General features: G+C 64.8%; 20 protein-coding genes. 10 read left to right on the top strand and 10 right to left on the bottom strand.

Annotation, left to right across the window (positions count from 1 at the left end; genetic code table 11):
- The first annotated feature begins 172 nt into the window (after positions 1-172).
- Positions 173-1372: a molybdopterin-dependent oxidoreductase gene (locus tag QX048_RS15910; RefSeq protein WP_315749179.1), complete on the top strand. Its 1200-nt coding sequence runs from the start codon at positions 173-175 to the stop codon at positions 1370-1372.
- 5 nt (positions 1373-1377) lie between these two features.
- A complete protein-coding gene (locus QX048_RS15905; protein WP_315749181.1) occupies positions 1378-1707 on the top strand; it encodes a cytochrome c in 330 nt (109 codons plus the stop codon).
- Positions 1708-1737: 30 nt separating this feature from the next.
- Here QX048_RS15905 and QX048_RS15900 read toward each other — a convergent pair whose 3' ends face one another.
- On the bottom strand, positions 1738-2349 hold the full coding sequence (locus QX048_RS15900) for a flavin reductase family protein (protein WP_315749182.1): 612 nt from the start codon (positions 2347-2349) through the stop codon (positions 1738-1740).
- A gap of 177 nt (positions 2350-2526) precedes the next feature.
- Between QX048_RS15900 and QX048_RS15895 the strand changes: the two genes are divergently transcribed.
- A complete protein-coding gene (locus QX048_RS15895; protein WP_315749183.1) occupies positions 2527-2817 on the top strand; it encodes a hypothetical protein in 291 nt (96 codons plus the stop codon).
- Between the two features lie 66 nt (positions 2818-2883).
- Here QX048_RS15895 and QX048_RS15890 read toward each other — a convergent pair whose 3' ends face one another.
- Both QX048_RS15890 and QX048_RS15885 read right to left on the bottom strand, forming a co-directional pair.
- On the bottom strand, positions 2884-3717 hold the full coding sequence (locus QX048_RS15890) for an alpha/beta hydrolase (RefSeq protein ID WP_315714939.1): 834 nt from the start codon (positions 3715-3717) through the stop codon (positions 2884-2886).
- A gap of 166 nt (positions 3718-3883) precedes the next feature.
- Complete coding sequence (locus QX048_RS15885; protein ID WP_315749184.1) at positions 3884-4663, bottom strand: SDR family oxidoreductase; 780 nt, start codon at positions 4661-4663, stop codon at positions 3884-3886.
- A 178-nt stretch (positions 4664-4841) separates the two neighbouring features.
- On the opposite strand from QX048_RS15885, the gene QX048_RS15880 reads away from it, so the two are divergent.
- The 3 genes from QX048_RS15880 to QX048_RS15870 are packed head-to-tail and all read left to right on the top strand — an operon-like array spanning position 4842 to position 7008.
- On the top strand, positions 4842-5636 hold the full coding sequence (locus tag QX048_RS15880) for an enoyl-CoA hydratase/isomerase (protein WP_315749186.1): 795 nt from the start codon (positions 4842-4844) through the stop codon (positions 5634-5636).
- Positions 5633-6622 carry a phosphotransferase family protein gene (locus QX048_RS15875; protein WP_315749188.1) on the top strand — a complete coding sequence of 330 codons (990 nt, stop codon included), beginning with the start codon at positions 5633-5635 and terminating at the stop codon, positions 6620-6622. The genes QX048_RS15880 and QX048_RS15875 overlap by 4 nt, the downstream gene beginning before the upstream one ends.
- Positions 6622-7008 carry a DUF6285 domain-containing protein gene (locus QX048_RS15870; protein ID WP_315749189.1) on the top strand — a complete coding sequence of 129 codons (387 nt, stop codon included), beginning with the start codon at positions 6622-6624 and terminating at the stop codon, positions 7006-7008. Before QX048_RS15875 ends, QX048_RS15870 begins: the two co-directional genes overlap by 1 nt.
- A gap of 244 nt (positions 7009-7252) precedes the next feature.
- Here QX048_RS15870 and QX048_RS15865 read toward each other — a convergent pair whose 3' ends face one another.
- On the bottom strand, positions 7253-8032 hold the full coding sequence (locus QX048_RS15865) for an enoyl-CoA hydratase-related protein (RefSeq protein ID WP_315749190.1): 780 nt from the start codon (positions 8030-8032) through the stop codon (positions 7253-7255).
- A gap of 166 nt (positions 8033-8198) precedes the next feature.
- Between QX048_RS15865 and QX048_RS15860 the strand changes: the two genes are divergently transcribed.
- The gene (locus tag QX048_RS15860) at positions 8199-9473 is read left to right on the top strand and encodes an acyl-CoA dehydrogenase family protein (protein ID WP_315749191.1); all 1275 of its coding nucleotides are present in this window, start codon (positions 8199-8201) and stop codon (positions 9471-9473) included.
- A 187-nt stretch (positions 9474-9660) separates the two neighbouring features.
- Here the strand turns inward: QX048_RS15860 and QX048_RS15855 are convergent, their stop codons facing one another.
- The gene (locus tag QX048_RS15855) at positions 9661-11241 is read right to left on the bottom strand and encodes a fatty acid--CoA ligase (RefSeq protein WP_315826367.1); all 1581 of its coding nucleotides are present in this window, start codon (positions 11239-11241) and stop codon (positions 9661-9663) included.
- A gap of 133 nt (positions 11242-11374) precedes the next feature.
- The gene (locus QX048_RS15850) at positions 11375-12250 is read right to left on the bottom strand and encodes an SDR family oxidoreductase (RefSeq protein WP_315749193.1); all 876 of its coding nucleotides are present in this window, start codon (positions 12248-12250) and stop codon (positions 11375-11377) included.
- Between the two features lie 102 nt (positions 12251-12352).
- On the opposite strand from QX048_RS15850, the gene QX048_RS15845 reads away from it, so the two are divergent.
- The 3 genes from QX048_RS15845 to ppc all read left to right on the top strand — a co-directional run bounded on the left by QX048_RS15845 (position 12353) and on the right by ppc (position 17805).
- A complete protein-coding gene (locus tag QX048_RS15845; protein WP_315826366.1) occupies positions 12353-13162 on the top strand; it encodes a crotonase/enoyl-CoA hydratase family protein in 810 nt (269 codons plus the stop codon).
- Positions 13163-13338: 176 nt separating this feature from the next.
- Complete coding sequence (locus tag QX048_RS15840; RefSeq protein WP_315826365.1) at positions 13339-14883, top strand: acyl-CoA synthetase; 1545 nt, start codon at positions 13339-13341, stop codon at positions 14881-14883.
- Positions 14884-15021: 138 nt separating this feature from the next.
- On the top strand, positions 15022-17805 hold the full coding sequence (gene ppc, locus QX048_RS15835; protein WP_315714928.1) for a phosphoenolpyruvate carboxylase: 2784 nt from the start codon (positions 15022-15024) through the stop codon (positions 17803-17805).
- A 63-nt stretch (positions 17806-17868) separates the two neighbouring features.
- Here ppc and QX048_RS15830 read toward each other — a convergent pair whose 3' ends face one another.
- The 4 genes from QX048_RS15830 to QX048_RS15815 all read right to left on the bottom strand — a co-directional run bounded on the left by QX048_RS15830 (position 17869) and on the right by QX048_RS15815 (position 21874).
- The gene (locus QX048_RS15830; protein WP_409999231.1) at positions 17869-19041 is read right to left on the bottom strand and encodes an SMP-30/gluconolactonase/LRE family protein; all 1173 of its coding nucleotides are present in this window, start codon (positions 19039-19041) and stop codon (positions 17869-17871) included.
- 126 nt (positions 19042-19167) lie between these two features.
- Positions 19168-20082: an SDR family oxidoreductase gene (locus tag QX048_RS15825; RefSeq protein ID WP_315714927.1), complete on the bottom strand. Its 915-nt coding sequence runs from the start codon at positions 20080-20082 to the stop codon at positions 19168-19170.
- A gap of 234 nt (positions 20083-20316) precedes the next feature.
- The gene (locus QX048_RS15820; protein WP_315749200.1) at positions 20317-21456 is read right to left on the bottom strand and encodes a thiolase C-terminal domain-containing protein; all 1140 of its coding nucleotides are present in this window, start codon (positions 21454-21456) and stop codon (positions 20317-20319) included.
- 4 nt (positions 21457-21460) lie between these two features.
- Positions 21461-21874 (bottom strand): Zn-ribbon domain-containing OB-fold protein, encoded by a 414-nt coding sequence (locus QX048_RS15815; protein ID WP_315749201.1) that lies wholly within the window; start codon positions 21872-21874, stop codon positions 21461-21463.
- Positions 21875-21917 lie beyond the last annotated feature (43 nt).

The raw sequence follows: 21917 nt of genomic DNA, 5'->3' as shown, positions 1-21917 counted from the left end.
AAGTCTCGGCCGTTGCCGCGCTGCGATGCTATGATTGCTGACGTTCGCGGCTTTTCTCGCAGTGAGAGAATGTGCAACGATCAATTCGCAGCGGCCGTGCATGCCGCCAGATTTCGATGAGAGCCGGCGGTGATGACCGCGGGTTCAAAACGACCACTCCGGAGGGAGTTGCATGATCGACAGACGTGATCTGCTCAAGGGAGCAGGGCTGGCGGCGCTGCTGGGCGGGTTTGGCGCGACTCGCGCGCTGGCCGAGGACACCGTGACGTTGCCCTTCGCCAACGGCGAGCGCCCGCTGGTGAAGTATCCGCAGAAGCGGCCGATGATCGGCCTGACCAGCCGGCCGCCGCAACTCGAAACGCCATTCGGGGTGTTCAATGACGGCGTGATCACGCCGAACAATGCCTTCTTCGTCCGCTATCATCTGGCGGGCCTGCCTTACGATCTCGATCCGGACAGGTTCACGCTCGCGATCAAGGGGAAGGTCGACAAGCCGCTCAAGCTGTCGCTCAAGGACATCCGGAAGATGAAGGCGACCGAGATCGTCGCCGTCAACCAATGCTCCGGCAACAGCCGCGGCTTCTTCGAGCCGCGCGTCGCAGGTGGCCAGCTTGGCAACGGCGCCATGGGCAATGCGCGCTGGCGGGGCGTGCCGCTCAAGACCGTGCTCGACATGGCGGGTGTCCAGGCCGGCGCCAGACAGGTCACCTTCGGCGGCATGGACGGCCCGGTGATCGACAAGACGCCGGACTTCGTCAAGGCGCTCGACCTCGATCACGCCATGAATGGCGAGGTGATGCTGGCCTACGGCATGAACGGCGAGGATCTGCCGTTCCTCAACGGCTTTCCGCTGCGCCTGATCGTGCCCGGCTATTACGGCACCTACTGGGTCAAGCACCTCAACGAGATCACCGTCATCGACAGCGTGTTCGACGGCTTCTGGATGAAATCGGCCTATCGGATTCCGGACACGCCGAACAATGCGATCGAGCCCGGGACCGCGCCGAAGGCGACGATTCCGATCAATCGCTTTACGGTCCGTTCCTTCATCACCAGCGTGAGCGATGGCGCGAAGCTGAAGGCGGGCACGGCGACGCTGCGCGGCATCGCATTCGACGGCGGAAGCGGGATCAAGCAGATCGCGGTCTCGACCGATGGCGGCCAGACCTGGACCGATGCCAAGCTCGGCAAGGACCTCGGGAAGTATTCCTTCCGGGAGTGGAAGCTGGCGGTGAAGCTTGCCCCGGGGTCCCACGATCTGAAGGTGCGGGCCACCAGCAATTCGGGCGAGACTCAGCCAGAGACGCCACGCTGGAACCCGGCCGGCTATCTGCGCAATGTCGTCGAAACCGTCCGCGTCACGGCCGCCTGAGGAGAATGACCATGCAACGGACGTCCTTCCTCCTCGTCATGCTGGCTGTCGGACTTGGCTGCCTTGCCGGCACATCCGTCTCCCTCACCGCAGCACCGGTCAACTACAAGGTTCCGCAGGAGACGGCGGCCTTCAAGCCGGGGCCCGATCTCGCCGTCGTGCAGGGCAATTGCGCGGCCTGCCATTCCGCCGACTACATCAAGACGCAGCCGCCGATGCAGAACAAGAAGGAGTTCTGGCAGGCCGAAGTCACCAAGATGATCAAGGTCTATGGTGCTCCGATCGATGAATCCGATGTCGGCAAGATCGTCGACTATCTCGCCGCGACCTACTGACGTTTCGCGCCGGCGGAAGCCATCGAACGCTCAGCTGGCGCCCTTGGCCGGCGGGAAATCCATCCGGTCGTCGGTGCGGCAATAGCGGTCGGCGAACATGCGCCCGACAGGATGGAACAACTCCATCTCGACCCGCATCTTCTCGGTGTCCCACAATTCGTCACGGATGTGGAAGGCGAGGCCTTCGCCGAGCACCAGCACGCGATCGCCATTGACGTCGATGAGCTGCCAGGTCTTGCACTCCATCGCGAACGGCGCCTCCGCCAACCGCGGAACGCCGATCATCCGGGACGGTGTGAGCTTGAGCCCAAGGTGATCCGGCTCGCCGATCTCGGGCGGAAAGTCGCCGCCGGTCTCGTGCATCGCCTGCGCCAGGGGCTCGTCGGTGATGTGGACCACGAACTCGCCTGAGCTGCGGATGTTGACCAGCGTGTCCTTGATCCGGCCGTCCGGCCGCAGGTTGATCGCGAACACGCACAGCGGCGGGTCCTCGCCGAGCACGTTGAAGAAAGAGAACGGTGCGGCGTTGACCACCCCGGTCTCGCCTCTCGTCGTAACCCAGGCGATCGGCCGTGGCAGCACGAAGGAGGTCAGGATCTTGTAGCGCTCGCGCGGGCTGAGATCGGTGGCGAGGTATTCCATGTAGAGGCCTCTGATGCGTCGGTTCCCCGACCGTAGTGGGCCGCGACGCGATCAGGAAGCCAATAAAGCGGGCAGGGGTGCGCACCTCGGCGTCGTCGCGGGAAATTCCATGTTTCCGGGAACGGCTCCGCCGGCGCCACGTTCGGACAGCACGGCAACTACAAATGGAGGTCGCCCATGAAGCCAATGATCGGTCTGATTGCTTGCGCATTCGTCGTCTCGGCCACGTCAGCGCTGGCGCAGGGCAGCCCACAGACCACGCCGCCGCCGAGTGCGCAGAATTCCGGAGCAGGCATCCAGGGCGCGCCTGGCAACAAGAACGGACCGGGCACTGAGACGAAAGGCGGCACCGTCGGCTCGTCCACGATCAACCGCCATAATCCGGACGTCAGCGCTCAGGACCCGTCGAACATCAAGGGCATGCCGGGGAATAAGAACGGCCCACCGGTCAAGAAACCGCAGGACTGACGCCTGCGATGGCAGCTGCGCGATTGCGCAGCTGCCATCGCACGCCAGCGCTGAGGTGTCGTCAGATCAGGGCAGGGCCGCTGCGCCGTTGGTCACGATCAGATTGTCGGTGTCTGCCGGGGCCAGTTCGCTCGTCGCATCGCCGCCGAGATATTTGTCGAGCGTCGCCTGGATCCGTTCCCGCGCCGTGTAGGGGCCGCGGTCGCTCATCCAGGTGTGCTGGAACTCGGTCTTGATGATGTCGATGCCGCTCTTCTTGTCGACATGCGTTGGCAGAACGCCGGGGTCGGTCTTGAACTGCGGATCATCCGAGCGGAACGACAGGATCTTGAGCTTGTCCCTGATAACGAAAGGAACGCGCAGATTGTCGAGCGTCACCACCTGCGAGACGATGTTCGGATGCTCCTTGGCGAAATACATCGCGGTATCGCCGCCATTGGAGTGGCCGACCAGGGTCAGGTGATCGTAGTCGGCATTCGGATGACGCTTCTTCATCTCGTTCAGCACGCAGAGGATGTTGGCCTCGCCTTTCCGGTAGACGTCGAGCCGGCCGACATAAGGCATCCCGACCTTGGTGACGAGCGGCGGATCAGTCGGAAGGTCCTGCTGGACGCTGGCGACAAGGTAGCCGCGCGCGGCGAACACGTTCGCGAGGAAGGAGTACTCGGTGTTCTTCACTGTGTTGCCGTTGCTGATGATGGCGACCGGCAGCCGCCACAGCCCGGCATTGGCCTTCATCTCGTAGTCCTTGCGCACGGCGACATCGACATTGATCGACCGCTGCCGCGCGGCATCGAAGAACTCGCGGCTTTCGTGCTGAATGCCCCATTTGGCCATTGCAAAGTAACCGGCCACAGCCAGGGCAGACACACAGGCCAAAACCGTCACACCGCGCTTCATGGTATCCTTCCTTGGACGTCTCTCCGTTATGTGATGGAAGACAACGCCCGGGTCACGGGGGTGTGGCAGCCAGGGGTGGATTAAATTTCCGAAATCTTGCAGTGCAGCACGGGAACAATCCGCGGTTGGTGAACCGGCGCGCCGGCTCACCTCCCACTGCGAGGAGTCAGAATGCGGTATAGCCGCCGTCGATCACGAGGCAGTCTGCGGTGTGATAGGACGACGCCTTGCTCATGAGGTAGACGGCGATGCCGCCGAAATCCGACGGCTCGCCGAAGCGGCGCACCGGGATACGCGGCATGACGTTGGCAACGAACTTCTCGTTTCCCATGATGCCTGCGGTCATGTCGCTCTTGATCCAGCCAGGCAGGATCGCATTCGCGGTGACGCCGTGGCGTGCGAGTTCGACGGCGAGCGCGCGGCACAGCGCATTGATTGCCGCCTTGGTTGCCGCATAGTGCTCGTTCCGCGCGGTGCCGAACAGCGAGGCGAGGCTCGAGGTCGCGACCAGGCGGCCGAACGGATCGCCGGCTTCGGCGCGCGCGGTCATGTGCTTGGCGGCGGCCTGGAAGGCATGGAAGACGCCGTCGAGATTGGTCGCGAACATTGTGCGCCATTCCTCCTCGCTGCGCTCGATGAAGGGCTTGCGGCCGCCGCCGCCGATGCCGGCGTTGGCAAAGCAGCCGTCGACGCGACCGAAGGTGTCGAGTGTCGCCTTCATCGCCTCGTTGACGGACGCAGGGCTCGTCACGTCGCAGACATGGGTATCGACCCTGCCGGGCCCCGCGGCCATCGACGCCGCAGCCGCCTTGTTCTTCTCGGCGTTGCGGCCCCAGATCGAGACGTTGCAGCCACTGGACGCAAGTGCCTGGGCGATTCCGAGGCCTATGCCTCCATTGCCGCCGGTGACGACGGCCACACGGCCGGTGAGGTCGAACATGCTCATGGGGTTCTCTTGGGCGTTTCCGTGATGATGTGAGCGCGCTGCGCGCCGCTTCGGTTATTGGGATGATCCAACCATGGACAAGCGAAGCGCAAAAATCAAATATGCTGACAGAACCATGCCGCGCTTCAAATTTCCGCGGCGAAGAATGCACTGACCGAAAAGCTCTTGAGAGGAAAACATGCAGTTCAAGCACGTCACGCTCGATTTCGACGGGCCCGTCGCCGTCCTCACGCTCGATCATCAGGAGGTCATGAACGCGGTCTCGATCGACATGCTTGGCGGGCTCGCCGAGGCGCTCGACGAGATCGAGGAGAAGAAGGCCGAGGTGCGCTGCCTGGTCGTAACCGGCGCGGGGCGGGCGTTCTGCACCGGTGCCAATCTGCAGGGCCGCAATGCGCAGGCGAAGCCCGGCCGCAGCAATGCCGGCGCCGCGCTCGAGACCGCCTTTCATCCGTTCCTGCGCCGCTTGCGCAATCTGCATTGCCCGATCGTGACGTCGGTCAACGGCCCGGCCGCCGGTGCTGGCATGAGCTTCGCGCTGATGGGCGACATGATCCTGTGCGCGAAGTCCGCGTATTTCCTGCAAGCCTTCCGCCGCATCGGTCTCGTTCCCGACTGCGGCTCGACCTGGCTGTTGCCGCGCCTCGTCGGCAAGGCGCGCGCGATCGAGCTGTCGCTGCTCGGCGAGAAGCTGCCGGCCGAGACGGCACTGCAATGGGGCCTCGTCAACCGCGTCTATGACGATGCGGCCCTCAAGGAGGAAACGATGAAGCTCGCGCGCGAGCTCGCCAACGGGCCGACGGTGGCGCTGGCGCAGATCCGCAAGCTTTACTGGGACAGCCCGGAGAACTCGTTCGAGGAGCAGCTCAACGCCGAATTCCAGTCGCAGCGCATCGCGGGCGGCACGTCGGATTTCAAGGAGGGCGTCACCGCGTTCCTCGAAAAGCGCCCGGCCAAGTTCAAGGGCCAATGATCGAGGCCAAGCTGTCGCGCTGCGTCGCCTCGTTCATGCCGGGGGCGACTGGCGTGCGCGGCGCCGCGAAACTCTCCGGCGGCGCCAGCCAGGAGACGTGGCGCTTCGACATCGTCCATCCCGGTGGTGATGTCGGCGCCATCCTGCGCCGCTCGCCGAAGGGCTACGGCGCCGCGCCCGGGCGTGCCGCCGGGCTCGACAACGAGGCGGCGCTGATGCGGCTCGCTTGTGCGGCCGGCGTGCCGTCGCCCGAGGTACTGCACGTGCTACGGCCGGAGGACGATCTCGGCGCCGGTTTCATCATGCGCCGCGTCGAGGGCGAGACCATCGCGCGCAAGATCCTGCGCGATGCTGAATTCGCCGAGGCGCGGCCGCGCCTCGCGCGCCAGCTCGGCGGCATCGCTGCCGGCATCCACGGGATTCGACGCGAGACGCTGCCCGCGTTGCGCGAGATGAACGCGACCAGGGAGATCGCGGAGCTCGCGCGCGAATATCAAAGCTTCGACTGGCCGCGCCCGGTGTTCGATCTCGCGCTGCGCTGGCTGTCGCACAACGATCCCGGCCCCTCGGCGGAGGTGACGCTGGTGCATGGCGATTTCCGCAACGGCAATCTCATCATCGGCCCCGACGGGGTGCGCGCTGTGCTCGACTGGGAGCTCGCCCATCTCGGCGATCCCATGGAGGATCTCGGCTGGATCTGCGTCAACTCCTGGCGCTTCGGCGAGATCGACAAGCCCGTCGGCGGCTTTGGCTCGCGCGAGGAGCTGTACGCGGGCTACGATGCCGCTGGCCGCAAGGTCGATGCCGGCAGGGTGAAGTTCTGGGAGGTCATGGGCACGTTGCGCTGGGGCGTGATGTGTTGCGGCATGATGCAGCGGTTTCGCTTGGGTCCCGACCACTCGATGGAGCGCGCCATGATCGGCCGCCGCGCGTCGGAGACAGAGATCGATCTGCTGCGGCTGCTGGCGCCGAGAGGAGAGGGCTGATGCAGGACGAACCGACGGCGACGGAGCTGGCGAAGGCGGTCGCGGATTTCCTGCGCACCGACATCGCGCCGCTGATCTCCGGGCACCCGGCGTTCAAGCTGCGCGTGGGAATCAACGCGCTCGATCTGGTGGTGCGGCAGTTGACGCAGGCTGCTCCGGCGGATGCCGCGGAGCACGCGCGGCTGAAACAGCTATTGAGACGAGACGGTGACTTGCTCGAACTGAATCGTGCGCTTTCCGAGCAGATCGCCAGTGGTGCCGTCGATCTCGGCACGCCGGGCCTGAAGGACCACCTCTGGCAGACCACGCTCGACAAGCTCGCTGTCGATCAGCCCAACTACGCGTCCTACAGGCGCGAGGCGGGGAGGGGCACCAGCGATGCTTAGCTCTCCGCCGTCATTGCGAGGAGCGCCAGCGCCGAAGCAATCCAGACTGCTTCGGCGGTGGGACTCTGGATTGCTTCGCTTCGCTCGCAATGACGGCGGCGGGAGCTGGACAGGCGTTGCGATCACCTCGGCCGTCGTCCCGGGGCGCGACGCAGTCGCGAGCCTGGAATCCAGACTCCCGTTCGTGGTCACGGATTCCGGGCGCGCGCTCCGCGTGTCCCGGAATGATCACCTTGGCGATGCGCTACCGCCCCAGCCATTTCGGCGGTCGCTTCTCGGAAAACGCCTTCGGCCCCTCAATATAGTCCTGCGAGTGGATCATCGCCTGCACCGCCGCGTAGTCGCGCTGCTCGGTGATGGCCTGCTCCAGCGACACCGCGAGGCCCTTCTCGATCGCCTGTTTGGAGGCGCGGATCGACATCGGCGAGTTCTTGGCGATGGTCTCGGCCCAACGCTCCGCGGCCGCCAGCGCCTCGCCCTGCGGTACGACCTCGTTGACGAAGCCGAGCTCGTGGCCCTCGCGGGCGCCGACGTGGCGGCCGGTCAGGATCATGCCCATCGCGCGCTTCAGACCGATCTGGCGCGGCAGCCGCTGCAGCCCGCCGGCGAGCGCGGCGAGGCCGACGCGCGGCTCGGGCAACGCGAAGGTCGCGTTCTCGGAGGCGATGATCAGGTCGCAGGCCAGCGCGATCTCGAAGCCGCCGCCCATCGCAACGCCGTTGACGGCCGCGATCAGCGGCTTGTCGCAATCGAAGCGCGAGGTCAGTCCACCGAAGCCGCTTTTGCCCCAGCCACGCGCGCCGCCGGCCGCCTGCCATTTCAGATCGTTGCCGGCGCAGAATGCCTTGTCGCCCTCGCCGGTGACGATCGCCACCCATTGCTCGGGATCGGCGGCGAAGCCGTCGAACACGCGCTCGAGCTCGTAATGCGCCTCGATGTGCAGGGCGTTGTAGACCTCGGGGCGCGCCAGGGTGACGATCGTGATCGGCCCCTTGCGCGTCACTCTCGAAAACTTCAGCTCCATCGGCCGTTCCTCCTGTTTTCTGATTGGTTGTCGCGCATCAACTTAGCGCCTGCGCAGGTGTCGCAGTCATCCAAATACGCAACGGCGCTGCGCGCCACAAGCGCGCGACGGGAGGTCGCGCCCATCAGGACCAAGAACAACAACGAAACGCACAGGGAGACACGCCATGGATTTTTCCTTGCCGAAGGAATTGGTCGCCTACCTCGACGAGCTCGATCGCTTCATCGCCGCCGAGATCAAGCCGCTGGAGCAGGCCGACGACAACATCCGCTTCTTCGATCATCGTCGCGAATGGGCGCGCACCGATTTCGAGAATGGCGGCCTGCCGCGGCATGAGTGGGAGCAGCTGCTGCGCAAGGCCAAGGATCGTGCCGACGCGGCCGGGCACCTGCGCTTCGCGATCCCAAAACGCTACGGCGGCAAGGACGGCTCGAACCTCTGGATGGCGGTGATCCGCGAGCATTTCGCCTCGAAGGGCCTCGGCCTGCACAACGACCTGCAGAACGAGCACTCGATCGTCGGCAATCTGCCGATCGTCACCATGCTCGACCGCTATGGCCGCGACGACCAGAAAGCGATGATCGACGGCTCGATCACCGGCAAGTACCGCATCACCTTCGGTCTCACCGAGCCGCATCACGGCTCGGACGCAACCCACATGGAGACGAAGGCCGTCCCAGCCACCCGCGACAACGTCAAGGGCTGGCTGATCAACGGCGAGAAGATGTGGACGACGGGAATGCACGTCGCCACCCATTGCGCGCTGTTCGCGCGCACCTCGGGCAATGACGGCGATGCGCGCGGCATCACCTGCTTCCTGGTGCCGGCCAAGAGCGAGGGCGTCAAGGTCGAGGAGTATCTCTGGACCTTCAACATGCCGACCGACCATCCGCGGGTCAGCTTCACCGACGTGTTCGTGCCGGAGGATGCGCAGTTCGGCGAAGTCGGTCGCGGCCTGTCGCTGGCGCAGTGCTTCGTGCACGAGAACCGCATCCGGCAGGCGGCGAGCTCGCTCGGTGCGGCCGTATTCTGCATCAATGAGAGCGTGAACTACGCGCGGGAGCGCAAACCGTTCGGGAAGGCGCTGGCCGAGAACCAGGCGATCCAGTGGCCGCTGGTCGAGCTGGCGACGCAGGCCGAGATGCTGCGGCTGCTGATCCGCAAGACCGCCTGGGAGATGGACCAGCTCACCCAGGCGCAGGTCGAGCACACACTCTCCGACAAGGTCTCGATGTGCAACTACTGGGCTAACCGTCTGTGCTGCGAGGCGGCCGATCGCGCCATCCAGGTTCATGGCGGCATGGGCTATTCGCGCCACAAGCCGTTCGAGCACATCTACCGCCACCACCGCCGCTACCGCATCACCGAAGGCAGCGAGGAGATCCAGATGCGCAAGGTGGCGGGCTTCCTGTTCGGGTATATGGGGGTGAACAAGAGGTGAGGCGGTTGTAGTTTGAAGGCGGCCATCGTGAGCGTCAGCCAGCAATCCAGACCTTGTTGTTTGGCCCCTGGATTGCTTCGGCGCAAGGGCGCCTCGCAATGACGGCGTGGAAGGCGTACCCTCTCTCCACGCCATCGCGAGCGTGGCGAAGCGATCCAGAATGTCTCAGCGAGCACCTCGTTCTTGATCAATTCACCTGCCGATCCTTGCCCGCCCAGTACGGGTCGCGCAGATTCCGCCGCAGGATCTTGCCGGAGGGATTGCGCGGCAGGGCGTCGAGGAAGTCCACGCTCTTCGGCGTCTTGAAGCCGGCGATGCGGGTGCGGGTGAAATTGATGATGTCGGTCTCGGTGGCGCGCTTGCCGGGCTTCATCACGACGATCGCCTTGACGGCCTCGCCCCATTTCTCGTCGGGAATGCCGATCACGGCGGCCTCGGCGACATCGGGGTGGTCGCAGATCGCGCTCTCGACCTCGGCCGGATAGATGTTCTCGCCGCCGGAGATGATCATGTCCTTGATGCGGTCGTGGATGTAGACGTAGCCGTCCTCGTCCATGTAGCCGGCATCACCCGTGCGCAGCCAGCCGTCCTTACCGAGCGTGCGTGCGGTCGCCTCCGGCAGGTTCCAGTAGCCGGTCATGTTGGAGCCGGAGCGGGTGGCGATCTCGCCGACCTGCCGCGGCGGCAGCGGGTTGCCCGAGGGATCGATGATCGCGACTTCGACGCCCGGCAGCGGCTTGCCGGCCGAGCGCATCCGCTCCAGCCCTTCGACGTGATCCTCGGGCGGCAGCGCGATGATGGTGCCCGTGGTCTCGGTCATGCCGTACATCTGCACGAAGCCGCATTTGAACACCTCGATGCATTCCTTCAGCAGCGCCGCCGGGATCGGCGAGGCGCCGTAGAGCATGTATTTGAGCCGCGAGAAGTCGACCTGCCGCGCTCGCGGCTGCCGGACCACGAACTGCATCGCGGCGGGCACCATGAACAGCTTGGTGATGCCGGACTGTTCGAAGAAGTCGAGGATCTTCGTGGGATCGAACTCGCGCGCGATCACGCCGCGGGCGCCGTGGTAGAGGCTCATCAGGCCCCAGCCGGAGCCGCCGATGTGGAAGATCGGCATCGCGATCAGCGAGACGTCGTCGGTCGTCCATTTATTCCAGTCCGGCTTCTCCTCGGGATTGCCGGTGTTGACGAGGTTGAGGAAGTTGGCGTGCGACAGCATCGCGCCTTTCGGCTTGCCGGTGGTACCGGAGGTGTAGAGCTGCAGCGCGATGTCCTTCGGCGTGATCGCCTCGCCGGGAGCGTCGGCGCTCTGCGCGTCGCGCCAAGCCGTGTAGTCCTGCCATTCCGGCGCGCCGCCTTCGGTGGTGATGATGTGCCGCACGCTCGGAATCTGGTCGCGGATGTTGCGGATCATCGTGATGAACTCGGGACCGACGAACAGGGCAGGCGCCTTGCAGTCCTCGACGATGAAGGCGACCTCGGGACCGGCGAGGCGCCAGTTCACCGGCGCCATCACGACGTTGGCCTTCATGGCGCCGACCAGCAGCTCGAAATAGATGTCGCTGTTCTTGCCGAAATAGGCGATCCGCTCATGCGGCTTGATGCCGATCGCCTTCAGCGCGTTGGCAACCTGGTTGGTCTTGCGGTCGAATGCGGCGAAGCTGGTGAGGCGGCCTTCGAACTCATAGGCGGTGGCGGAGCCAAGCGCTTCCGCCTGCCTGCGCACGACGTCGACGAGCGTCGACGCTGCCGTCGTGACGGACATGTTTCCCCTCCGATTGCGTCTTGTTCTTTGTTCGATGTCTTGTCGTGGTCCTCGCCCCGGATTGCGCCGGAGCAAGCATCTCTCGATCAGTCTACAGGGAGCAGGTCGCCGATCAACAGGGTGATTGCGCCAATCAGCTCGTGCGCGTCGCGCGATCCTTTTCGTTCTGCGCCTTGATCGACTCCTTGGCCTTGGTCCAGTCGTCGTCGCTCCAGTCGCGCAACTGATAGAAATTGCCGCCCATCGCCAGCGCCTGGGCGCCGTCCATCGCGATGGTCTCGCCGTTGATCCAGTTGCAGCCGCCGGAGATCAGGAACACCGCGAGGTTCTGCAGCTCCTCCATGGTGCCGACGCGACCCATCGGGTTCATCGCCTTGGTCCGCGCGCCGGCCTCGTCACCGGGCTTGATGCGCTTGCTCATGCCTTCGGTCGGGATTTCGCCGGGTGCGATGGTGTTGAGGCGGATGCCGTAGCGGCCCCATTCAGTCGCGAGCGACATCGTCATGGCGTGGATCGCCGACTTGCTCATCGCCGACGGCACCACGTAAGGCGAGCCGTTGCGCACCCAGGTTACCGTGATCGACACGACGTTGCCCGGCTGCTTCGCGGCGATCCAGCGCTTGCCGACGGCGTGCGTCACGTAGAACGTGCCGTGCATCACGATGTTGGCGACGGCATCGAAGCCGCGCGGGCTCAATTCCTCGGTGCGGGAAATGAAGTTGCCGGCCGCGTTGTTGATGAGGTCGGTGAGACCGCCTTCCTGGAAGATGGCCTCGATCATGTCCTCCACCGCCATGGCATTGCGGATGTCGACGCCATGGCTGGTCACTCGGCCGCCGTAGAGGTCCATCAGTTCGGTCGCGGTCTCGTCGCAGACGATTTTCCGCCGGCCGCAAATATGCACTTCGGCGCCGAGTTGCAGGAAGCGTGCAGCCATCGCTTTGCCAAGGCCCGTGCCGCCGCCGGTCACCAGAATGCGTCGACCTTCGAGGAGATTGTCCTTGAACATGGGAGTTTCCGCCTGACATGTTGTGAGTTAATTGGTCGATTGACTAAATCGCTCCGACAGCCTTCTGTAAAGTCACAAAGACATCCGTAGGGAGACCGTTCGATGGACAACCGCCTCGCGATCGAGATCAAGGACGGCGTCGCCGATGTTCGCCTGGTTCGCGCCGACAAGATGAATGCGTTGGACATGGAGATGTTCGAGGCGCTGGTCGCGGCGACCGACCGGCTGTCGAAGGAGAAGGGCCTGCGGGCGGTGGTGCTGTCCGGCGAGGGCCGCGCGTTCTGCGCTGGTCTCGACATGGGCCGCTTCGCGGCGATGAAAGATTCCGGCGGCAACGGCATACCCGGCGGCGAGAAGCGCGACCTCACCGTTCGCACCCACGGCAAGGCCAACTTCGCGCAGCAGGCGGTATGGGGCTGGCGGCAGTTGCCGGTGCCGGTGATTGCTGCAGTGCATGGCGTCGCCTATGGCGGCGGCTTCCAGCTCGCACTCGGCGCCGACATGCGCTACGTCGCGCCGGACACCAAGATGTCGATCATGGAGATCAAGTGGGGTCTGGTGCCCGACATGGCGGGCACGCCGATCCTGGCCACCCTGATGCGCGACGACATCCTGCGCGAGCTGACCTACACCGGCCGGGTGTTCTCGCCGGAGGAAGGCCAGTCCTACGGCCTCGTCACCCGCATCTGCGCCGATCCGCGCGCGGCTGCGCTGGAGACCGCGCGTGAGATCGCCGGCAAGAACCCGGATGCGATCCGCGCCGCCAAGCGGATGCTGAACAATCTCTCGGTCGATCCGGGGCCGGCGCTGCTCGCCGAATCGGTCGAGCAGCAGAAGCTGATCGGCAGCCCGAACCAGCTCGAATCGGTGCGCGCCAACATCGAGAAGCGCGCGCCGAAGTTTGCGGATTGAGTCCGTCATTCCGGGATGCTCCGAAGGAGTAGGCCCGGAATCTCGAGATTCTCCGGTGCGCAACTGCGCACCTGAGTTCGATGCTCCGCGCAAAACGGCACCGCCGTTTGTCGCGGCGCATCGCCCCGGATTGATGGCGGAAACTCAAACCGACGCCAGATCGGATAACAAAGAAAATGGAAACGTCCTCCCTGTTCTGCGGCATCATCTCCGGCGAGCGCCGGCGCAGCCACGCCGAAATCGCCGACCGCACCGCGCGGATCGCCAGCGGCCTCGCGCAGCTCGGCGTACGCCAGGGCGATTGCGTCTGCATGCTGATGCGCAACGACATCGCCTTCATCGAGGCGGCCTATGGCGCGATGCGGCTGGGCGCCTATGGCGTGCCGGTGAACTGGCACTTCAAGCCGGAGGAGATCGACTACATCCTCAAGGACTCCGCGACGCGCGTGCTGATCGGTCACGCCGATCTGCTGCATCAGCTCGCCGGTGCGATACCGGCCGATGTCACGGCGCTCAGCGTGCCCACGCCGCCGGAGATCCTGTCCAACTACAAGATCGGTGCGGATCTGCTCGCAACACCGGAGTTCGCGACCGACCTGGAAAGCTGGCTGACACAGCAGAGCCCTTACGAAGGGCCGCAGGGGCCGCAGCCGCAGAACATGATCTACACCTCCGGCACGACCGGTCATCCCAAGGGCGTCCGCCGCAGTGCGCCGACGGTGGAGCAGGCCGCCTCGGCCGAGCGCATGCGCGCGTTGATCTACGGGCTGAAGCCGAACGCGCGCGCGCTGCTGCCGGGGCCGCTGTATCATTCGGCGCCGAACGCCTTCGGCCTGCGGGCGGGCCGGCTCGGCGGCGCGCTGGTGCTGATGCCGCGCTTCGAGCCGGAGGCGTTTCTCGACGTCATCCAGACAGAGCGGATCGATACCATCTTCATGGTGCCGACCATGTTCATCCGGCTGATGAAGCTGCCGGAGGAGGTTCGCCGCCGCTACGACGTCTCGTCGTTGCGCCATGTCATTCACGCTGCCGCGCCGTGCCCGGCCGACGTCAAGCGCGCGATGATCGACTGGTGGGGGCCGGTCATCTACGAGTTCTACGGCTCGACCGAATCCGGTGCCGTGACCTTCGCGACCTCCGAGGACGCGCTGCGCAAGCCCGGCACCGTCGGCAAGGTCTCGCCGGGCGCGGAGCTGCGCTTTCTCGGCGAGGACGGTCGCATCCTGCCGCAGGGCGAGATCGGCGAGATCTATTCGCGCATCGCGGGCAATCCGGATTTCACCTATCACAACAAGCCGGAGAAGCGTGCCGAGATCGACCGCGACGGCTTCATCACCTCGGGCGATGTCGGCTACATCGATGCCGAGGGCTACGTCTTCCTGTGCGACCGCAAGCGCGACATGGTGATCTCTGGCGGCGTAAACATCTATCCCGCCGAGATCGAGGCCGTGCTGCATGCCGTGCCCGGCGTGCATGATTGCGCCGTGTTCGGCATCCCAGATGCCGAGTTCGGAGAAGCCCTGATGGCCGTGGTCGAGCCGCAGCCGGGCGTGACGCTTGACATTGGGGAGATGAGGGCCCGGCTGAGAGCGTCGCTGGCCGATTACAAGGTGCCCAAGCACATCGAGATCCACGAGAAGCTGCCGCGCGAGGACTCCGGCAAGATCTTCAAGCGGCGGCTGCGCGATCCCCATTGGGAGCAGGCGGGGCGGAAAATATGATGATGGGCCCGCACTTGGCGGCGAAAGGAGGCGAGACCGACATTGAATAGGGCAGGCAACGCCTCTTTCTTGATCTTGCGCTGCGGTATAGATACGGCAGACTGACCCGTAAATGGGCAGCTGCTGGAGAGCGCATCCATGTCGCCGCAAGCCATGACAGAGGAAATCCGTCCCAACCGCGCCGCCGAGGCGCAGGCCATGGAGGAGGACGCGCGGCTCCGGGACGATATCCGGCTGCTCGGCCGCATCCTCGGCGATACCGTCCGCGACCAGGAAGGCGCCGAATTGTTCGACCTCGTCGAGCGCATCCGCCAGACCTCGGTGCGCTTCCACCGCGACGAGGACCGCCAGGCGCGGCGCGAGCTGGAGCAGATCCTCGACGGCATGACGACGGCTGAGACGGTCCGCATCGTCCGCGCCTTCAGCTATTTCTCGCACCTCGCCAACATTGCCGAGGACCAGAACAACATCCGACGCATGCGTGCCAGGAGCGACTCCAATGGCGGGTCCGGCATGCTGGCGGCGACGCTCGCTCACGCCAAATCCGCCGGGTTCGAGGCTTCCGATCTGCGCAAGTTCTTCTCGACGGCGCTGGTCAGTCCGGTCCTGACCGCGCACCCGACCGAGGTGCGGCGCAAGAGCACGATGGATCGCGAGATGGAGATCGCGATGCTGCTCGACCGCCGCGAGCGGATGCAGTTGACGCCGGACGAGCGCGAGGCCAATGACGAGGCGCTGCGCCGCGCCGTGCTGACCTTGTGGCAGACCAACCTGCTGCGCCGGACCAAGCTGACGGTGCTCGACGAGGTCACCAACGGCCTGTCGTTCTACGACTACACGTTTCTGCGTGAGGTGCCGCGTCTGCTGTGCTCGCTCGAGGATCGGCTCAATGACGGAGCGGAGGTGGCAGGCGATCTCGCCTCGTTCCTGCGAATGGGGAGCTGGATCGGCGGCGACCGGGACGGCAATCCGTTCGTCACCGCCGAGGTGATGCGCGGGACGCTCAAGCTGCAATCCAGCCTGGCGCTGCACTACTATCTCGAGGAACTGCATCTGCTCGGCAGCGAGCTGTCCATCGCCGCGCATCTCGCCGATGTCTCCGAGGAGCTGCGTGCGCTGGCCGAGCGCTCGCCGGACACGTCGCCGCATCGTCGCGGCGAGCCATATCGTCTGGCGGTGTCCGGCATCTATGCGCGCTTGGCGGCGACGGCGAAGAAGCTCGGTATCCAGATCAGCCGGCTTCCCGTGGCGGCGGTGGCGCCTTACGACAGCGTCAAGCAGATGCAGGATGATCTCGACGTGCTGCATCACTCGCTGATCGCCAACAATGCCGAGGTGATCGCCCGCGGGCGGCTGCGGCTGCTGCGGCGTGCAGTGGATTGCTTCGGCTTCCATCTGGCCCGGCTCGACATCCGCCAGAATTCGGCGGTGCACGAGCGCACCGTCGCCGAGCTGATCGACACCGCGATGCCGGGCATGTCCTACATGGCGCTGAGCGAGGATGCCAGGGTCGGCCTGCTTGTCAGCGAGCTGCGCAATGCGCGGCCGCTGGTGTCGCAATTCGTCAAGTACAGCGACGAGACCGTCGGCGAGCTCGCGCTGTTCCGCGCGGCCGCCGAGGCGCACGCGACGTTCGGTGCCGACGTGATTCCCCAGTGCATCATCTCGATGTGCAAGGGCATGTCGGACATGCTCGAGGTGGCACTGCTGCTCAAGGAGGTCGGCCTGATCGACCCTTCGGGCCGCTGCGCCGTCAACATCGTGCCGCTGTTCGAGACGATCGAGGACCTGCAGGCGTCCAGCGGCATCATGGACCGCATGCTGGCGCTGCACGATTACCGCCGCCTGGTCGACAGCCGCGGCGCCGTGCAGGAGGTCATGCTCGGCTATTCCGACAGCAACAAGGACGGCGGTTTCGTCACCTCGGGCTGGGAGCTCTACAAGGCGGAGATCGGCCTCGTCGACATCTTCGAGCGCCACGGCATCCGGCTCAGGCTGTTCCACGGCCGCGGTGGATCGGTCGGCCGCGGCGGCGGACCGAGCTACGACGCCATCATCGCCCAGCCGGGCGGCGCGGTGAACGGCCAGATCCGCATCACCGAGCAGGGCGAGATCATCTCCAGCAAATATTCCAACGCCGAGGTCGGACGTAACAATCTGGAAATTCTCGCCGCCGCGACGCTCGAGGCCAGCCTGCTGCATCCGCGGCAGCCGGCGCCGAAGCGCGAATATCTCACCGCGATGGACCGGCTCTCGGAGCTCGCGTTCAAGGCCTATCGCGGCCTGGTCTACGAGACCGACGGCTTCGTCGACTATTTCTGGGCCTCGACCGTCATCAACGAGATCGCGACCTTGAACATCGGCAGCCGCCCGGCCTCGCGCAAGAAAACCCGCGCGATCGAGGACCTGCGTGCGATCCCCTGGGTGTTCTCCTGGGCGCAGTGCCGGCTGATGCTGCCGGGCTGGTACGGCTTCGGCAGCGCGGTCGAGACCTGGATCGCGGAAAATCCGGAGCAGGGCATGCCGTTCCTGCGCGAACTTTATCAGGAATGGCCGTTCTTCCGCATGCTGCTGTCGAACATGGACATGGTGCTCGCCAAGAGCTCGATCGCCATCGCCTCGCGCTATGCCGAGCTGGTCCCGGACGAGGCCCTGCGCGAAAAGATCTTCGGCCGCATCCGGCGCGAATGGAATCTGGTGATCGAGACTTTGCTCGACATCACGGGGCAGGAGCGGCTGCTGCAGGGCAACCCGCTGCTGGAGCGCTCGGTGCGCAACCGCTTTCCCTATCTCGATCCGCTCAACCACGTGCAGGTCGAGCTGCTCAAGGAGCATCGCGCGCAGAACCCGGACGAGCAGGTGCTGCGCGGGATTCAACTAACGATCAACGGCATCTCGGCGGGGTTGAGAAATACGGGATGAGGGCGAGTGGGGAGTAGCGAATAGAGGGTCTATTCGCTACTCCCTATTCGCCATTCGCTATCTTCAGGGCTTCAGCGCACCCTGCGCACTCGTATAGACCGCATAGAGCGACGTCGAGCCGCAGATGTAGAGCCGATTACGCTGCTGGCCGCCGAAGCACAGATTGGCGACGGTTTCCGGAATGTGAATCTTGCCCAGCAAGGTTCCGTCCGGGGCATAGCAGCGTACGCCGTCCTCGTTCGGATCGCCCCAGCCGACCGAGCACCAGACCCGCCCGTCGCGATCACATCGGACGCCGTCGGAGATGCTGGGCTTAGGCATTTCGGCGAAGACCTTGCTGTTCGCCAGCTTGCCGGCGGCGTGATCGACGTCGAACACGCGGATATGCGCGGGATTGTCGGGCCCGTCGGTGAAGCCAGTGTCGATGACGTAAAGCTTCGTTTCGTCGGGTGAGAAGGCGAGCCCATTGGGCTCGACGAAGTCGTCGGCAACGACCTTGACCTCTCCCGATTTCGGATCGACCCGATAGACATTGTGCTTGTCCTGCTCGGGCGCCGCCTTGAGGCCCTCATAGAAGCCACCGATGCCGTAGACCGGATCGGTGAACCATATTGCGCCGTCGGCCGCGACCACTGCATCGTTCGGCGAATTCAATCGCTTTCCATTATAGCTGTCGGCGATGATCGTGATCGAGCCATCGAGCTCGGTGCGAGTGACCCGCCGACCGCTATGTTCACACGTGATCAGCCGTCCTTCTCGATCGATGGTGTTGCCGTTGGAATTCATCGACGGCTGCCGATAGACGCTGAGGTGACCATCGTCCTCGGAGAACCGCATGATGCGATTGTTCGGGATGTCGCTGAACAGCAGATAGCGACCGGCGGCAAAATAGACCGGGCCTTCGGCCCAGCGCATTCCGGTCGCGACGCGTTCTACGGCCATCGTGCCCGCGAAGGCCGGAAACTCCGCCGGCCCGAATGACAGCTTGGGCTTTTTCGACGACTCCAGGTGAGAGTCCGGATAGCGGCTGCCCGGCAAGGGACCGAGAGGCAGCGGATCTGTCGAGATTGTCGGTGCCCCGGTCTGGCCGAAGGGCGTGACGGTTGCAGCCGATGCTGACGTCACGGTTGCCGCGGCAGCGGCGAATGCCGCGGCTCCTTTCAGCAACCTGCGCCTGTCGAAGCCATCTGCTCCGACCAGCGAGTTCTGCGCGACGTCGTGTCGTAGAGTCGTCATATGTGTCCTCCCATTTTTTTGTTGGGAGGCGACCATACGACAGAATCGTGGCGACGTGCGGGTCGTCTCGATAAAAAACAACTTGAGAGTGTGTGCGCTGCGAATGGACTTTGCGCGCTGCAAATCTCAGATCGGGTCCCAGCCGAACACGTCGGCGGAACGATCGAGCTTGTAGAACGACGGCTTCAGTGCCGGCATGCCATGCTCCGCAATGGTCTGCGGCGTCCAGCCTTCGCCGCGGTGCACCGAGCGCAATGGGCGCGACTGGCTCATCAGGAAGATCTCGTTCATGCGAACGGCGAAGATCTGGCCGGTGACGTCTTTCGAGGCATCGCTGAGCAGATAGGCGACGACGGGCGCGATCTTCTCGGGCCCCATCCGCTTCATGCGTTCGACGCGTTCCTTCTCGGCCTCGGTCTCCGCCGGGATGGTGCCGATCATTCGGCTCCAGGCAAACGGCGAGACGCAATTGGAACGCACGTTGAAGCGGCCCATGTCGAGCGCGATCGACTTCGACAGGCCGACGATGCCGAGCTTCGCCGCGGCGTAATTGGCCTGGCCATAATTGCCGATCAGGCCCGAAGTCGAGGTGAAATGGACGAAGGAGCCGCTCTCCTGCTCGCGGAACAGCCGCGCGGCGGAGTGAGCGACATAGAACGACCCCATCAGGTGCACCTTGATGACGGCTTCGAACGCCTCGATGCTCATCTTGTGGAAGATCATGTCGCGCAGGATGCCGGCATTGTTGACCACGCCGTCGAGCTTGCCGAAGTGGTCGGTCGCGGCCTTCACGATCTTGCTGGCCGGGATCGCTTCGGACACGCTCTCGAAATTCGCCACCGCCGTGCCGCCGCGCTTCTTGATTTCCTCGACCACTTCCTCCGCCGGCGCTGCGCTGGTGCCCGAGCCGTCGGAGGCGACGCCGGGATCGTTGACCACGACCTTGGCGCCTTCGGCGGCGCACAGCAGCGCGATCTCGCGCCCGATGCCGCGGCCGGCGCCGGTGACGATGACGACTTTGTCCTGCAGCGATTTGGTCATGAGAGGTTCTCCTTAGCGTGATGTGCTGTTCATCCTGCCCCGTTTGCGTCAGGGCTATTGCATTTGACGAGACGGCTCAGATCAGCCGGGCTGCCTGCCAATATGTTGCTCCGTCATGCCCGGGCTTGTCCCGGGCATCCACGTCGTTCCGAGGGCACCGGACGACGTGGATGGCCGGGACAAGCCCGGCCATGACGACAAAACGAAAGAGAGCGACCGGAACGGCGAGCGTCGTTACCTCTCGTTGGTGAAGATGATCGTCCCCGATGCGGCGAACATGCCGCCGACGCCGTGGCACACCGAGATCTTGGCTCCTGGTACCTGCGCCGGGGCGATGCCACGCATCTGGCGCACGCTCTCCTGCAACGCATACATGCCGTACATGCCCGAATGCATGTAGGATAGGCCGCCGCCGTTGGTGTTGAGCGGCAGCTTGCCGCCTGGCCGTGTGTGACCGGCTGCGATGAACGGCCCGGTCTCCTCATGCGGCATGAAGCCGAGATCACCGAGACCGAACAGCGGCAGATGCGCGAACGCGTCGTAGATCATGAGATGGTCGACGTCGGCATGGCCGATGCCGGCCTCCTTGAAGGCGAGGGGGCCCGCGACCTTGAAGGCGCGCGATGAATTGAACGTCTCCATCTGGCTGACCATCGGCGTCTCCACGCTTTCGCCGGTGCCGAGAACATAGACTGGCCTCTGCGGAAAATCCTTGGCGCGATCGGCCGAGGTCAGGATCAGCGCGCCGCCGCCATCGGTGACGAGGCAGCATTGCAGCAGCCGGAACGGGTAGGCGATCATGCGCGAGTTCAGCACGTCCTCGACGGTGATCGGGTCCTTCATCATCGCGCGCGGGTTCTTTGCCGCCCATTCGCGCTGTACGACGGCAACCATCGCCAACTGCTCATGGGTGATGCCGTACGTCTTCATGTAGCGCAGCACGGGGATCGGGAACATGCTGGGCGGCCCGTAGACGCCGAACGGCGCCTCGAACTGGCCCTGCAGGCTGTCCGGCGGGATCGAGCGCGGCAGCTTGCCGATCATCGATTTGCCGCTCTCGGCGTGGGTGATCAGCACGGTCTTGCATAGGCCGGCCTCGATCGCAGCCGCGGCGTGGCGGACATGCAGCATGAAGGAGCAGCCGCCGACCGAGGTGCCATCGACCCAGGTCGGCGTGATGCCGAGATAATGACAGATCTGCTGCGGCGTCTCGACCGCGGTGGCGAAGCCGTCGATGTCCGACAGCTTGAGCCCGGCATCGGCGATGGCATTCAGCGCCGCGTCCGCATGCAGCTGGATCTGCGACATCGTCGGGATGATTCCGAGCTCGGTGGTCTCGGCCGCGCCGACCACGGCCACCTGGTTTCGACGCATGGCGCTATCCTTTCGCCGGCCGGAACAGGGGCAGGGTGATCTGCTCGTCCATTTTCTCGAATGTGACTTCGAGGGCCATGTCGAGCTCCAATGCCTCCGGTGTCTGCGGGCAGCCCGTGATGTTGCTCATCATGCGCGGGCCCTCTTCGAGCGCCACGACGGCAATGGCGTAGGGCGGCGTGAAGCCGGGCGCAGGGGGACGATGGTTGATGACGTAGCTGTAGAGCGTGCCTTTGCCCGTGGCCTTGAAGACGCTGACCTTGCGGCTGGCGCAGGCCGGACAGAATGGGCGCGGCGGGAAGTAGACGTGGGCACAGGCGTCGCAGCGCTGCAGCCGCAATTCGCCGGCGCGGGTGCCGTCCCAGAAATGCTGCGTCTCGGGTGTCGGTTTGGGGCGTGCACGCATAGGCTCGGCCATCCCGGTTGATCCTCCCTGCGGCGGGCTCCGTCGCCCGCTCCTT

It is taken from the genome of Bradyrhizobium sp. SZCCHNS30572 (assembly GCF_032484415.1).
GTDB lineage: Bacteria > Pseudomonadota > Alphaproteobacteria > Rhizobiales > Xanthobacteraceae > Bradyrhizobium.
The sequence above is the reverse complement of the archived record's forward strand: the minus strand, read 5'-3'. Positions and strand labels throughout refer to the sequence as shown.